We start from the raw sequence: 14,129 nt of genomic DNA on the forward strand, positions 1-14,129 counted from the left end.
ATGAGCAAGGACATCGGCACGCACACAGTTGCCCGCAACATGGCATGGGGCGAAGTCACGACCGGCGCGGCGGACTTCACCAGCAACGGCCGTGCGGTCGCGCGCGTCGGCGACAAGATTTCCTACAGCGCCCGGATCGTCAGTGGCAACGCTAACTTCACCATCGAAGGCAAGAAAGTCGCTTCCGTGGGCGATCGCACCGATCACGGCGGTGTGTTGATCGAAGGCGAACCGATGTTGTCGATCCGTTGATGGCATTCCTGCAGATACAAGGACGTTAGGGGCTGTTGACGTTTCACCGGAACAGCAGAGGAAGAAGAGCAAACCCGCAGAATAGAGGTTCCAACACCGACAATCCTGCGAGCTTGCAATGCCCCGAGTGATGCTCAGTGACGAGCTTTGGTCGAAGCTGGAAAAAATTCTGCTTCAGCAAACTATTTACCACAAGCCTGATTTGCGATTGACCGTTGAGGGGATGCTCTACCGGATGCGCGTTGGTTGTCCGTGGCGAGATCTGCCCAGCGCTTTTGGATGCTGGAACTCAGTCTCCAAGCGCTTCAATGCGTGGTCGGTGGCTGGCAAGTGGCTCAAGGTTTTCAATACGTTGATCGAAGACCCAGATTTTGATTGGGCTTTCATCGACGGAACCTATGTGAAGGCCCATCAGCACAGCACGGGGGCCGCCAGTGACCAACCAGAAGCGATCGGCAAAAGCCGCGCTGGCCATACGAGCAAGATCCACCTGGCTGTCGATGCACATGGCTTGCCTGTGGCTTTCGAGATCACTGGAGGTGACGTCAATGACTGTACTGCCGCCCGTGAATTAATTGCGCAGCTACCATCAGCCGAGGTCATCGTTGCCGACAAGGGCTACGACAGTGAGCGTATTCGCGAACAGATCGAAGCCCAAGGTGCTCGACCAGTGATCCCGAGAAAGCGTAACTCAATCAAAGGCAATGGCGATCTGGATAAAGGCCTTTATCGCTACCGGCACTTGGTCGAAAATGCCTTTGCGCGACTGAAACATTACCGCGCAGTGGCGTTTCGATACGACAAACTGAAGAGGAACTATGAGAGCACGGTGGCTATGGCCTGCGGGTTCCTCTGGTTACCCATTGGACGAGCCCCCTGAAAGACAGGACACCGTTTCCCCCTTAACATAAGGGATAGGCAAACGACTGTGTATATGACTAATAGAAACGATAAGGGTGGGGAGCTTTTGGGTCAGGAGCGGCGTCGCCGCTGGAGCCCGGAGCAAAAACTGGCCATGGTTCGCGAGAGCCTGCAACCGGGGCAAAGCGTCTCGGTGGTGGCTCGGCAGAATGGCGTTAATGCCAACCAGCTGTTTCAGTGGCGCAAGCTCTATCAGAGCGGCAGTCTCTCGGCCGTCAGTGCTGGCGAGAGCGTGGTGCCTGCTTCCGAGCTGACCGATGCGCTCAAGCAGATCAGGGAGCTACAGCGCATGCTCGGCAAGAAAACCATGCAGGTCGAGATCCTCCAGGAAGCTGTGGAGATTGCTCGGTCGCGAAAATGGATTGCGCACTCACCCTTGTTGCCGGGGGACGACCAGTGAAGCTGATCAGTGAAAGTCTCGGTGTAGCGCGCTCGCAGTTAACGGTTCGACTCAACCCTGCGGCACGGCCCGAGCGGCGTCGCCCTGCGCTGGACGATGCCGCACGGGTCGAAGAAATTCAGGCTGAAGTGAGTGAGCTGCCCAGCTATGGCTACCGCCGTGTGTGGGGGTTGCTGCGTCGTCGGCGTGAAAAGTAGAGTCAGGCGCCGATCAACGTCAAGCGGGTTTATCGCGTCATGCGCGATCATCAGTTGCTGCTGGAGCGACGGGTTAAACAACCGGGTGTGGCACGCCGTCACGAAGGCCGAATTGCCGTGGCCACCAGCGATACGCGGTGGTGCTCGGACGGGTTTGAGTTTCGCTGTGATGATAACGCCAAGCTGAGCGTGACCTTTGCCCTGGACTGTTGCGATCGTGAAGCCATCGGTTGGGTGGCCAGCCCGACCGGGTACAGCGGCGACGATATCCGCGATCTGATGCTGGAAGCGGTGGAAACACGCTTCGGTGAAGAACCACCTGCCACCCCGGTGCAATGGCTGAGCGATAACGGCTCGGCCTACATCGCTGAGCAGACACGCCAGTTTGCCCGACAGATTGGCTTGCAGCCGGTGACGACACCGGTGCGCAGCCCGCAAAGCAATGGAGTGGCCGAGAGCTTCGTCAAAACGATGAAGCGCGACTACGTCGCCCACATGCCCAAACCTGACCGGGAAACAGCCTTGCGAAACCTGACAATTGCCTTTGAGCATTACAACGAGGAGCATCCGCACAGCGCGCTGAAATACCGTTCACCACGGGAGTTTAGGCGTTTGGCAGCGGCATCAATTTAACGGGGTGCAGGTGTCCGGTTTGATAGGGGCCAGTCCAAGTCGTTCCACTCCCTGGCGCTGCCTACCTCACTGCTCAGGGCTGCGCCCCGGGATGGATATGATCAAACAGTTAGTGGCCGCACTCAAATCGAGAGGCACCCCAGAAGCAATGACTGACAAGTCTTGGACACGTTCACGTTGTGGAACACTCCTGGTGTATGCGGGAACGCTTCGGTTGCGACCGGAGCTCCTGGCCGAAATTGATGTGAAAACGCCGACCGCGGGAACTGCCTCGGTCGCGCCTAAAACCTAAGACGCCGATACGAACAGCCGCGCGTACTCGTACATCACCGACATTCGCTTACTACCTATGTTTAAGGGGGTTTACGGGGAGGGACTGCGGACTTAGGCCTCTGCACAAGCGTCGGTGATATACGAGTCGTATCAGAGCTAAGGGCGCTATCTGCTGTTCCTAGGGCCTGTTGACGTTTCACATGGGTGGACTGGCCCCTATCAAACCGGACACCTGCACCCCGTTAAATTGATGCCGCTGCCAAACGCCTAAACTCCCGTGGTGAACGGTATTTCGTATGCGTCCGGGCATCACGTCTTGCGTGATTAAACCGGCTGCCACTTATGCGGAAGCAGCTGCTCGATTTCACTCGCCCGCTGCGTCGGCAGGCGCGTGAGAACATCCTTTAGATAGGCGTACGGATCATGACCATTCAGCCGCGCAGACTGGATCAAGCTCATGATCGCCGCCGCCCTTTTTCCGCTGCGTAGCGATCCGGCGAAGAGCCAGTTCTTGCGTCCAAGGGCCCATGGTCGGATCTGGTTCTCCGCCCAATTATTATCAATGGGTACGGCCCCGTCATTGAGGTAGCGCGACAGCGCTGCCCAGCGTTTGAGGCTGTAATCGAGTGCTCTGCTGATGGCCGAACCTTCGGGCACAAGTTCACGCTGGGCAATCATCCAGGCATGCAGCCTATTCATCACCGGTGCGGCTTTTTCTTGCCGTATCCGGCATCGTAAATCCGGCTCCAGGTCACGCACTTCGCTCTCGATTTCGTACAACAACTGGATGTAGCGCAGCGCCTGCTCGGCGATCTGGCTCTTGTTCGTTGCGTGCAACTCGAAGAACTTGCGCCGGGCGTGGGCCATGCAGCCGATCTCGGTCACGCCGAGTTCGAAGCTGGCCTTATAACCGCCAAAATCGTCGCAGACCAACTTGCCTTTCCAGCCTTGCAGGAAGTTACGAGCATGCTCATCGGCGCGGCTGGGGCTGAAGTCATAAACGACAGCGGCTGTTTCGCAGAACTGGCTGGTGGCGTACGCCCAAACATAAGAGCGGTGGGTTTTCTTTGAACCCGGAGCGAGCATCTGCACGGGTGTTTCATCGGCATGGATAACCTGCTGCCCGAGCACTACGTCGCATAGCGCATCGACCAAAGGCTGTAGCCGCACGCCCGTCATACCAACCCATTGAGCCAAAGTGGAACGAGGGATCGCCAGGCCTGCCCGACCAAAAATCGATTCCTGACGGTAAAGAGGCAGGTGGTCGGCAAACTTGGCGATCATGACGTGGGCAAGCAGCCCGGCGGTCGGAATGCCCTTGTCGATGACCTGCGCCGGAACCGGCGCCTGGATCAGTGTTTCGCAGTCATCGCAGACCCATTTGCCACGGACATGGCGTTCGACGGTAAATACGCCGGGCGTGTAGTCCAGCTTCTCGCTGACGTCCTCACCAATGCGCTTGAGGGCGCAGCCGCATGGGCAGTGAGTGTTGTCCGGTTCATGATGGATCAGTGTGCGCGGAAACTCTGCCGGCAACGCAGTACGCTTGGGCTTTTGCTTTTTCTCGGTTGCCGTTGGCGCTGTTTGCAAGGCTTGAAGCTCAGCCTCAATCGCTGCGATATCGGTATCGATCAGGTCATCAAGCAAGCTGGCCTGCTCAGGATTCATCTGCTCGCTGCGCTTGGCAAACTTCAAACGCTTGAGTTGTGCGATCTCGTGAGTCAGCTTCTCGATAACCGTTTGGTCGCGGTTGATCTTCTTGCCCATGGTGTCGACCTGCGACATCAACTGCGCCGCGAGGGCACGCAGTTGGTCGGAGGACATTTGGTCGAGATTGGGCGAAGAAGTCATGCTACGGATTTTGCCAGAGCGGGCAATTCGCAGCGATAGACCGATAGGCTAATGGCAGCCCTTAAAGCAGTGTGATCGCGCCGCCAGAACCCACGCGTTGCCATGGCAGGCCCAGTACCAAGGCTTGAAGTTGCTCGGTATCCAGTTCCATTTCAGAGCCATGCCGAATGCCTGGCCAGTGAAACTTACCTTGATTCAACCGGCGAGCCGCCAGCCAAATGCCAAACCCGTCATGCACCAGAACTTTCATCCGAGTGGCGCGGCGGTTGGCAAACAGATAAGCACAGTGCGGCTTCGCCGCACCGAACACCGCGATCACTCTGGCCAACGCTGTCTCGGTATCGGCACGCATGTCCATCGGCTCGGTGGCGAGCCAGATGGTATCGATGCGGATCATTGAGCGAGTCCACGGATGAATCGGGCGCACCCGTCAGGATCAGAGGTTGGCCACTTCACCGTGAGCATTTGCTGGCCCAGCGGTAGTTCAATGATCGCCAGCGCTTCGGTCTTTCGTTTTGGTTCGACTTTCAAAGGAATGAAAGCTGGCAGCGCGACGCCCTGCGGATTACGGTAAAGCGGGATCCACCGGCGAACGACATTGGCGTTGATGCCGTGCGTCATCGCAATAGCCACCACGGAAACACCGGGTTGTTCGCACTCTCGGACGACTTGGATTTTGAAGGACTTCGGGTAGGACTTACGTTCACGCATGGCGATCCTGACGTTAAGGAAACTCTGAAGAAGACTTCCAAATCTGGTGAAATACCCGCCTGACACGAACACGACGGTTGAGCCCCATGAAACAGATGTCCTTCGCCGATGCCGAGTACGCCGGCAAACGTAAGCAGACTCGCCGCGAGCGCTTCCTGATCGAGATGGATCAGGTGGTGCCCTGGAAGGGTTTGGTTGCTTTAATCGAGCCGTATTATACAAAGGGCGAAGGGGGCCGTCCGGCGTATCCGTTGATGGCCATGTTGCGCGTTCATTTGATGCAAAACTGGTTCGGCTACAGCGATCCGGCGATGGAAGAGTCACTGTATGAAACGACGATTCTGCGCCAGTTTTCGGGGCTGCACCTAGATCGGATTCCCGATGAAACCACGATCCTCAACTTCCGCCGCTTGTTGGAAAAACATGAGTTGGCAGGCGGGATTTTGCAGGTTATCAATGGCTCGGTGTACCGCCAAACCCACCAAACACGTAATAGACTCGGTACGTTTTTAGGGCCTCCCAAGCCCTGTAAAAACAGAGAATTCTACCCCCGGTACAAAAATCGTCCTACCCCTGGTACAGGGCCAAAATGGCTCACATGAAGACAGATAGGGCGGATCTCTGCATTTAAGTGGCATTTATATGCCACAGAAATAGGGCCGATTTTTTGTCCCACCTCAAATATCTGGCCTTGGCATTTTTGTACCATTGAAATAGCCAAACATTGGCATTTTTGTGCCAGCAAAATAGGAAGTGGGCTAATTATGTGCCACAGGTAGAGAAATCGGGAGCATAGCTTCGGGGATCAGATGGCGGCTTTGAATGTGGGGTTCATGGAGCGGATACGAACATCCGTTCCGGGTAATCAAGCGTCAGTTTGGCTATACGAAAGTGCGCTTTCGCGGCCTGATGAAAAATACCGCGCAACAGGCCACGCTATTTGCCCTGTCGAATCTGTGGATGATGCGAAAACGGCTGCTGGTTGTGGGAGAGGTGCGCCTGTAATCCGGGAAAAGCGCCTTGAAAAGGCGTCGTTCAAGGGTGAAACGGTGAGTTAAGAACAGGAAAGGTCTGATTTCTGACCAAACCAGTGTTTTTTGAACCTCCACCAAAGAGGGCATCAAAAATCGCTGACTACTTCAGACCTTCCTTAAGGGTATGGACAGGAGGCCTTGAGCCTCCTGATTTGCGGCTTATTAATTTTTTTCGCGTGCTTCATTGCTTTAGGTTTTCGGGATAGAGAGCGTCCATACCTTTAGCCTGGATGTGTCACTGTTCACTGCGCGTCTGGTAAGTTAACCCGGTACGGCCTGAAATTCCTCCGGGAAGCAGGTGCATTCCTTCATACTTTTTAGCTTGCTCACCGGGATATTTTCGATCTGGTGGCCCAGCGTCAGAAGGCGCGCCATCTGCGTTTGCTCGTCATCCAGCAGGTACTGATCAAGGTAACAAAAAGATGTTCCTCTGCAGCCAGGACAGCGGGTGAGCGTTATGCGCATGTCGCTTGCGATGGTCGGCTCATGACTCATTATTTATCCTCGAAAATAGGCGGGGCGTGACAAAACCAGGTCAGTCACCATCAGGTCAACCGGAGCAAAAAGCCTGGAACAAATTGGGCTCAGCGTTGGCGCGGTACCGTTCTTGATGATCCATACAGAGTACACTCGAGAGGCCGGCTGGCGCTGTAGGAGGATTCTGAAGCTGAGCGCCCATTTAATGAATCACCAGCATCGCATTCTCTTACGTCTTTCGAGGGTGCGTTGGTGTTATTGGTTGTTGCGATCAGGGCATCGCGCGGATCTGTCTACTTGATGAAAACGGCGCACTCAATACCGGATTCGATAACTCGGTTAAATCGCATAGCTTGAACCTCCGTATTAGGATCCGTAGGTACGCTGGTAACGGAATGGACGTCCCCACGAAGCTTACGACTGTTGGTATCGACTTAGAAAAAACGTATTTCAGGTGCACGGCGTCGATGAACGAGGCCAGGCAGCAGGTCAGGAAGAGTGACAGAGTGGTTGAGTTTGCGTTTGAAGGGCTTAGAACAAGGCTATCAGGTCCTTTAGGGAAGGTCTGAAGTAGTCAGCGATTTTTGATGCCCTCTTTGGTAGAGGTTCAAAAAACACTGGTTTGGTCAGAAATCAGACCTTTCCTGTTCTTAACTCATCGTTTCACCCTTGAACGACGCCTTTTCAAGGCGCTTTTCCCGGATTACAGGCGCACCTCTCCCACAACCAGCAGCCGTTTTCGCATCATCCACAGATTCGACAGGGCAAATAGCGTGGCCTGTTGCGCGGTATTTTTCATCAGGCCGCGAAAGCGCACTTTCGTATAACCAAATTGGCGCTTGATCACGCGAAACGGGTGCTCAACCTTGGCCCGCACCTGCGCTTTCGCGTATTCGATCTTGCGCCGCAGACGACCGATCAAGCTCTTTTTTCCATGCTTTTTATAGCTGCTTGGCCGGGCGGCAATCGACCAGATCATCTTGCGATCCTGATGCTCGGGACGTTTGTCCACGCCGGTGTAACCGGCGTCACCAGACACGTAAGTTTCCTCGCCGTGCAGCAACTGATCGACCTGCGTCACGTCCGCCACATTGGCCGCCGTGCCCACCAGGCTATGCACCAAGCCGGATTCAGCGTCGACGCCGATGTGCGCTTTCATACCAAAAAAGTACTGATTCCCTTTCTTGGTTTGGTGCATTTCGGGATCGCGTTTGCCGTCCTTGTTCTTGGTCGAACTCGGCGCGTGAAGGATCGTCGCATCGACCACCGTGCCATGACGCAACAGCAGGCCACGGTCGCCCAGATAGCCATTGATAACCTGCAAAATCCCGCCTGCCAACTCATGTTTTTCCAACAAGCGGCGGAAGTTGAGGATCGTGGTTTCATCGGGAGTCCGATCTAGGTGCAGCCCCGAAAACTGGCGCAGGATCGTGGTCTCGTACAATGCCTCTTCCATCGCCGGATCGCTGTAGCCGAACCAGTTCTGGATCAGATGGACCCGCAACATCGCCATCAGCGGATACGCTGGACGACCCCCTTCGCCCTTTGGATAATGCGGCTCGATCAAAGTAACCAAGCCCTTCCAGGGCACGACCTGATCCATCTCGATCAGGAAGCGCTCGCGGCGAGTCTGCTTACGTTTGCCGGCATATTCGGCGTCGGCGAAGGACATCTGTTTCATGGGGCTCAACCGTCGTGTTCGTGTCAGGCGAGTATTTCACCAGATCTGGAAGTCTTTTTCAGAGTTTCCTTAAATGAGTGTCCGGATTTCATTGGGTCATTACATTATGATGATCGTCTCCTTCCCAGTTATCAGTCACGCTCCAGCTTATCAACATAATGCGAGAGAACTCAGTGCTGAAGCTCGACGTGCTTGCTGTAGTCCTGGCGACGGGACATCCCAATGGCTCAGATTATTCTGTGCAGTTGGAGTAGATGATCATCGTTTAAGATGATAGCCATTAGTTGCGTCGCTTCCAGTTGTCTGCATATTGTTTTGGCGAGTAATTACTGTCGACGCTGTTAGCCGGCACGTCGATCACGGCACGGTAGAAAAGATCTGATGAGTATCCCAATGCTGCCATTCTCACCATCTCACCTTCCTTGTAGCCGCGCCCCTTTTCCCAAAGAGGGATGGCTTGATCAGCGAGCGTTTGTTTCCCCCACCAGGCATCGCCCTTGGCGCAGTAGTTGCCTAGCACCGGAGCGGGCGGATTTGCAAAGTAATTGCCACAACGCATGAAAACCCACCCATTGTATTCAACATAGTTGCTAGTGGTGCCAGGTGACCACTGTGGATATGCCGAGGCCGATCCAGAAATCAAAAGCATCGCTGGAATTATTAGTTTAATAATATTCTTATTCATGTGGCTTCTCAATAAATACTTAAGGTTGTCTAGTACTAAGGCAGCATGGTTCAACGTGTTTCCGCTTGGGGTGGCTTTATCTTGATTGCATGTATGTGTGCAGTCATTTTGGCCTCTAATTATGCAATATTTTTTCCTGATCTGCTGTCTCTTAAGGATAACAAAACAATCGAAAGCATCGAGGTCATTTGAAGAGTGGCAAGTCCAGCCATTTATCCAGAGTGGGTTGTTGATACTCCTCCTGTCATCGGCGTTTAAACATAGAATTACGAATTCACTATAGAAGTATAGGGTTATGGAGTCTGTAGGAAAGCCCCTCATATTGTGTAGGCAAAATCATGTCCTAAGGAAGGTCTGAAGTAGTCAGCGATTTTTGATGCCCTCTTTGGTAGAGATTCAAAAAACACTGGTTTGGTCAGAAATCAGACCTTTCCTGTTCTTAACTCATCGTTTCACCCTTGAACGACGCCTTTTCAAGGCGCTTTTCCCGGATTACAGGCGCACCTCTCCCACAACCAGCAGCCGTTTTCGCATCATCCACAGATTCGACAGGGCAAATAGCGTGGCCTGTTGCGCGGTATTTTTCATCAGGCCGCGAAAGCGCACTTTCGTATAGACAAACTGACGCTTGATTACCCGAAACGGATGTTCAACCTTGGCGCGTACTTGGGCTTTGGGGTATTCGATCTTGCGCCGCAGACGACCGATCAAACTCTTTTTTCCATGCTTTTTATAGCTGCTTGGCCGGGCGGCAATCGACCAGATCATCTTGCGATCCTGATGCTCGGGACGTTTGTCCACGCCGGTGTAACCGGCGTCACCAGACACGTAAGTTTCCTCGCCGTGCAGCAACTGATCGACCTGCGTCACGTCCGCCACATTGGCCGCCGTGCCCACCAGGCTATGCACCAAGCCGGATTCAGCGTCGACGCCGATGTGCGCTTTCATACCAAAAAAGTACTGATTCCCTTTCTTGGTTTGGTGCATTTCGGGATCGCGTTTGCCGTCCTTGTTCTTGGTCGAACTCGGCGCGTGAAGGATCGTCGCATCGACCACCGTGCCATGACGCAACAGCAGGCCACGGTCGCCCAGATAGCCATTGATAACCTGCAAAATCCCGCCTGCCAACTCATGTTTTTCCAACAAGCGGCGGAAGTTGAGGATCGTGGTTTCATCGGGAATCCGATCTAGGTGCAGCCCCGAAAACTGGCGCAGGATCGTGGTCTCGTACAATGCCTCTTCCATCGCCGGATCGCTGTAGCCGAACCAGTTCTGGATCAGATGGACCCGCAACATCGCCATCAGCGGATACGCCGGACGACCCCCTTCGCCCTTTGGATAATGCGGCTCGATCAAAGTAACCAAGCCCTTCCAGGGCACGACCTGATCCATCTCGATCAGGAAGCGCTCGCGGCGAGTCTGCTTACGTTTGCCGGCATATTCGGCGTCGGCGAAGGACATCTGTTTCATGGGGCTCAACCGTCGTGTTCGTGTCAGGCGAGTATTTCACCAGATCTGGAAGTCTTTTTCAGAGTTTCCCTAGGGGCTGTTCCCGTTTCGATCTAAGCCATTGATATATAAGAACAAGCTCGTATCGTTATAGCTCTCACACAACACCAATACGAGCTTGCAATGCCCCGATTACTGCTCAGTGATGAGCACTGGTCGAAGCTGCGGGAAATTCTGCTGCACAAGGCCATCTACAACAAGCGTGATCTACGGATGACCGTCGAAGGCATGCTGTATCGCATGCGCACAGGATGCCCCTGGAGAGACTTGCCCGAGGCATTCGGAAGCTGGAGCAAAGTCTACAAGCGTTTCAATGCCTGGTCCGCGTCAGGTAAGTGGCTCAAGGTTTTTCAGGCGCTGGTGACTGAACCGGACATGGAATGGGTTTTCATCGATGGCAGCTATGCCAAGGCCCACCAGCACAGTGCAGGTGCTGCCAGTAGCAAGGATGAGGCCATAGGGAAAAGCCGAGCAGGCAACACCAGCAAGATCCACTTGGCTGTAGATGCCTACGGGCTACCAGTCGTGTTTGAAATCACTGGAGGCCAGATCAACGATCTGCACACAGGCGTCTGCGTTGATTGCCAGGGTTCCCACTGCTGAAACGATCATTGCGGACAAAGGTTATGACAGTGAGGCCATACGCGAACAGGTTGAACAACAAGGTGCCAAAGCCGTGATTCCGAGAAAACGCAACTCAGTGAAAGGCAATGCGGATCTGGATAAAGAGCTTTACCGCAACCGGCACCTGGTAGAAAACGCTTTTGCCCGGCTGAAGCACTATCGAGCGGTCGCATCGCGCTTCGACAAACTCAAGAGAAATTACGAAAGCGTGGTGGCTATGGCTTGTGCCTTCCTCTGGTTACCCATGTGAAACGGGAACTGTAGTGGTCTAATGAAACCGGACACCCATATAGGCGAGAATGCTCGCCAGATCGAGGTGTCAGATGACCAAACAACGCCGTTCCTTTTCCGCTGAGTTCAAGCGCGAGGCTGCCGACCTCGTGCTCAAGCAAAACTACAGCTACATCGAAGCCAGCCGTTCACTCGGCGTCGGCGAGTCGGCCCTGCGCCGTTGGGTTGACCAGGTTCAGAAGGAACGCCAAGGCGTTACTCCGCAGAGCAAAGCGCTGACATCAGAGCAGCAGAAAATCCAGGAGCTGGAAGCCCGGATCGCCCGCCTTGAACGGGAGAAATCGATACTAAAAAAGGCTACCGCGCTCTTGATGTCGGAAGATCACGAGCGTACGCGCTGATCAATCAGCTGAGCGTCCACGAGCCGGTTGATTGGCTGTGCCAAGTGTTTGAAATCAACCGCTCAAGTTACTACGCCCACCGCCTCAAGCGTCGAACGCCTGATGTCGAACGGCTTCGGCTACGCAGCCGGGTGAGCGAGTTGTTTTCGCAAAGTCGCAGTGCTGCCGGCAGCCGTAGCATTCTCTCGTTGATGCGTGACGATGGTGAGCAACTCGGTCGGTTCAAAGTACGCAGCTTGATGCGTGAGCTTGACCTCGTGAGCAAACAGCCAGGGGCTCATGCTTATAAACGGGCGACGGTTGAGCGGTTGGATATCCTGAACATCTTGAATCGGGAGTTCGATGTCCCGGCACCCAACCAAGTGTGGTGCGGCGACATCACCTACATTTGGGCTCAGGGGAAATGGCATTATCTGGCTGTCGTGATGGATCTTTGCGCGCGCCGGGTGGTGGGCTGGGCGTTGTCGGAAAAGCCGGACGCCGAGCTGGTTATCAAGGCGCTGGATATGGCCTACGAACAACGAGGAAGGCCTCAGGGCCTGCTGTTTCACTCGGATCAAGGGTCGCAGTACGCGAGTCGTTTATTTCGCCAGAGGCTGTGGCGTTATCGCATGCGCCAGAGCATGAGTCGCCGGGGAAATTGCTGGGACAATGCGCCGATGGAGCGCGTGTTCCGCAGTTTGAAAACCGAATGGATACCGACTCTGGGTTACAGAACGGCCCAAGAAGCCCAGCGCGATATCAGCCATTTCTTGATGCATCGGTACAACTGGATTCGACCCCATCAATTCAACGGTGGGCTGGCGCCAGCTCGGGCCGAAGAAAAACTTAACGTCGTGTCCGGGATTAGTTGACCACTACAAACAGCCCCTAGGTGAAGCAAAAAAACAATTCGGAAGAGAAATTTTATTCACTCTCGATCGGAGGCATCAATTCCAGCCTGTTCAAAGAGAGCGAAAAGGTGGGTGACGGCCCTGACTACACAGGTAGTTTTGGCTTCAACCATGAAATGCGGATCGCTGGCTGGAAGAAGCTCGGCGTCAAAGGCGCCAAGGATTACATCAGCCTTGCCATTTGACCCAGGGTGAAGAATGCGTCGCAAACGGCTCCCCCAACAAAACACAGCTTCAACACCGGCCCCTTCGCAATCTCCGGTAAATCCACAAGCCCAAGCCCAAGCGCCTGTGGATACTGGTGACCCGCTGTTCCAGTTCTAGGATTCAGCTAACCCCCGACCCTGCACGCACGTGCGGGTTTTTTTTGCCAGATTCCAGGCAGACGCTGCTTCTATACATAGCTGGTAAGGAGCGCATCACCATCAACAAACCCTACAGTGGCATCGGGCAACTACGGCAAACCAAAGGAATGCCCTTTTAGTAACGCTGATCCTGGGCTGACGTACATGCCCAGCCCCCAATGAAGTGAAGGTGGATCCTACGACCAGGCACACGTCCAATTTGCCGATACCTGCACGCCGGCGCCCTCTGCCCGGGTTCATGCGGTTGCGCGAGCGTGCCAGGCGGACGGTACACACCCCAGGGAGGGGGCTTTGCCATGGCACAGTTGACCATCCACGCTGCTCAAACTGGTGCGAACGCCTTTTCATAATCTCCGGCGGAGTCGTCGGCCTCAAATGTGCCACGGTTAGTTGAGCTCCATTCGAGAATCGGCAGAATCACGAGAATTGACCTAAAGCACTAAAACACGGGGGCATACCGGCAAATGTGCCATCGTGAGAGACCATGCACCTCGATCCATCCGAAAATGTGCCATCGTTAGAGTCTGCTCTGAGTTGCTCATTTCTGAAATGTGCCAGCGTTAGGGGTTATAGCCAGACACGATTACAGACGGTTTTCACTGTGAAAACAGTTGCTGGCATGATCGATTGAGAGCGCAGGCAGAGCGTCATTACAGGGGCTTGTAGGGGGAACCGGAAGGGGTTTCAGGGACCAAGGGCAGATGAGCCTCCATAATGTGCCATCGTTAGGGGCCCGTCGACGCTCATAGCCCCTTGATCTACTTAGCAAAACCAAAATGTGCCACCGCTAGAGCATTGCTAAAGTAAACCACCAGAAATGGCTCCCAGCGGTTCCATCGTTCGGGTTGTGATGTGCCGCGGTTAGATAGGCACATGTGAAAATCATCTCACACCAATTCGATGGAGGCCTTTAAATACGCGGGCTTCAGGTGCTGTGCCATCGTTAGTGAGTAATTTCGCTAAGCGGGGCACAATTCGAGAAAGGACCTAA

At 54.4% G+C, this 14,129-nt stretch carries 12 protein-coding genes and 3 pseudogenes; 8 read left to right on the top strand and 7 right to left on the bottom strand.

Features of this window, described 5'->3' with window-relative positions; translation table 11 throughout:
• The 3 genes and pseudogenes from ACA051_RS30340 to ACA051_RS30350 all read left to right on the top strand — a co-directional run bounded on the left by ACA051_RS30340 (position 1) and on the right by ACA051_RS30350 (position 2,403).
• On the top strand, positions 1–252 hold the full coding sequence (locus ACA051_RS30340) for a PAAR domain-containing protein (protein WP_497375926.1): 252 nt from the start codon (positions 1–3) through the stop codon (positions 250–252).
• Positions 253–370: 118 nt separating this feature from the next.
• Positions 371–1,132 carry an IS5 family transposase gene (locus tag ACA051_RS30345; RefSeq protein ID WP_497375928.1) on the top strand — a complete coding sequence of 254 codons (762 nt, stop codon included), beginning with the start codon at positions 371–373 and terminating at the stop codon, positions 1,130–1,132.
• A gap of 54 nt (positions 1,133–1,186) precedes the next feature.
• A pseudogene (locus tag ACA051_RS30350) lies at positions 1,187–2,403 on the top strand (IS3 family transposase).
• 597 nt (positions 2,404–3,000) lie between these two features.
• On the opposite strand, the gene tnpC reads toward ACA051_RS30350, so the two are convergent.
• The 3 genes from tnpC to tnpA all read right to left on the bottom strand — a co-directional run bounded on the left by tnpC (position 3,001) and on the right by tnpA (position 5,238).
• Positions 3,001–4,527, bottom strand: a complete 1,527-nt coding sequence (gene tnpC, locus ACA051_RS30355; RefSeq protein ID WP_497375930.1) for an IS66 family transposase — start codon at positions 4,525–4,527, stop codon at positions 3,001–3,003.
• A gap of 61 nt (positions 4,528–4,588) precedes the next feature.
• Complete coding sequence (tnpB, locus tag ACA051_RS30360; protein ID WP_497375932.1) at positions 4,589–4,924, bottom strand: IS66 family insertion sequence element accessory protein TnpB; 336 nt, start codon at positions 4,922–4,924, stop codon at positions 4,589–4,591.
• Positions 4,921–5,238 (bottom strand): IS66-like element accessory protein TnpA, encoded by a 318-nt coding sequence (gene tnpA, locus ACA051_RS30365; RefSeq protein WP_497375934.1) that lies wholly within the window; start codon positions 5,236–5,238, stop codon positions 4,921–4,923. The genes tnpB and tnpA overlap by 4 nt, the downstream gene beginning before the upstream one ends.
• 86 nt (positions 5,239–5,324) lie before the next feature.
• On the opposite strand from tnpA, the pseudogene ACA051_RS30370 reads away from it, so the two are divergent.
• Positions 5,325–5,699 (top strand): annotated as a pseudogene (locus tag ACA051_RS30370) (transposase); the annotation flags it as partial.
• A 385-nt stretch (positions 5,700–6,084) separates the two neighbouring features.
• A pseudogene (locus ACA051_RS30375) lies at positions 6,085–6,243 on the top strand (IS5/IS1182 family transposase); the annotation flags it as partial.
• Positions 6,244–6,533: 290 nt separating this feature from the next.
• Here the strand turns inward: ACA051_RS30375 and ACA051_RS30380 are convergent.
• From ACA051_RS30380 to ACA051_RS30395, 4 genes are all read right to left on the bottom strand, one after another.
• A complete protein-coding gene (locus ACA051_RS30380; RefSeq protein ID WP_497375936.1) occupies positions 6,534–6,767 on the bottom strand; it encodes a hypothetical protein in 234 nt (77 codons plus the stop codon).
• A 685-nt stretch (positions 6,768–7,452) separates the two neighbouring features.
• The gene (locus ACA051_RS30385; RefSeq protein WP_497375710.1) at positions 7,453–8,430 is read right to left on the bottom strand and encodes an IS5 family transposase; all 978 of its coding nucleotides are present in this window, start codon (positions 8,428–8,430) and stop codon (positions 7,453–7,455) included.
• A gap of 280 nt (positions 8,431–8,710) precedes the next feature.
• On the bottom strand, positions 8,711–9,115 hold the full coding sequence (locus ACA051_RS30390) for a hypothetical protein (protein ID WP_497375937.1): 405 nt from the start codon (positions 9,113–9,115) through the stop codon (positions 8,711–8,713).
• 492 nt (positions 9,116–9,607) lie between these two features.
• Positions 9,608–10,585, bottom strand: coding sequence for an IS5 family transposase (locus ACA051_RS30395; RefSeq protein WP_497375938.1), 978 nt, complete (start codon positions 10,583–10,585; stop codon positions 9,608–9,610).
• Positions 10,586–10,747: 162 nt separating this feature from the next.
• Here ACA051_RS30395 and ACA051_RS30400 point away from each other — a divergent pair.
• From ACA051_RS30400 to ACA051_RS30410, 3 genes are all read left to right on the top strand, one after another.
• A protein-coding gene (locus tag ACA051_RS30400) for an IS5 family transposase (protein ID WP_497375776.1) occupies positions 10,748–11,498 on the top strand; the annotation gives its coding sequence in 2 pieces (ribosomal slippage) (positions 10,748–11,182 and positions 11,184–11,498; 750 coding nt in all).
• A 73-nt stretch (positions 11,499–11,571) separates the two neighbouring features.
• Positions 11,572–12,734, top strand: a protein-coding gene (locus ACA051_RS30405) for an IS3 family transposase (protein ID WP_497375939.1) whose coding sequence is annotated in 2 segments (ribosomal slippage) — positions 11,572–11,827 and positions 11,827–12,734 — 1,164 coding nt in all. Because the reading frame shifts where the segments join, the coding sequence is not laid out codon by codon here.
• A 20-nt stretch (positions 12,735–12,754) separates the two neighbouring features.
• On the top strand, positions 12,755–12,958 hold the full coding sequence (locus tag ACA051_RS30410) for a hypothetical protein (protein ID WP_497375940.1): 204 nt from the start codon (positions 12,755–12,757) through the stop codon (positions 12,956–12,958).
• The last annotated feature ends 1,171 nt before the right edge of the window (positions 12,959–14,129 follow it).

The organism is Pseudomonas sp. LBUM1669 (genome assembly GCF_059695705.1).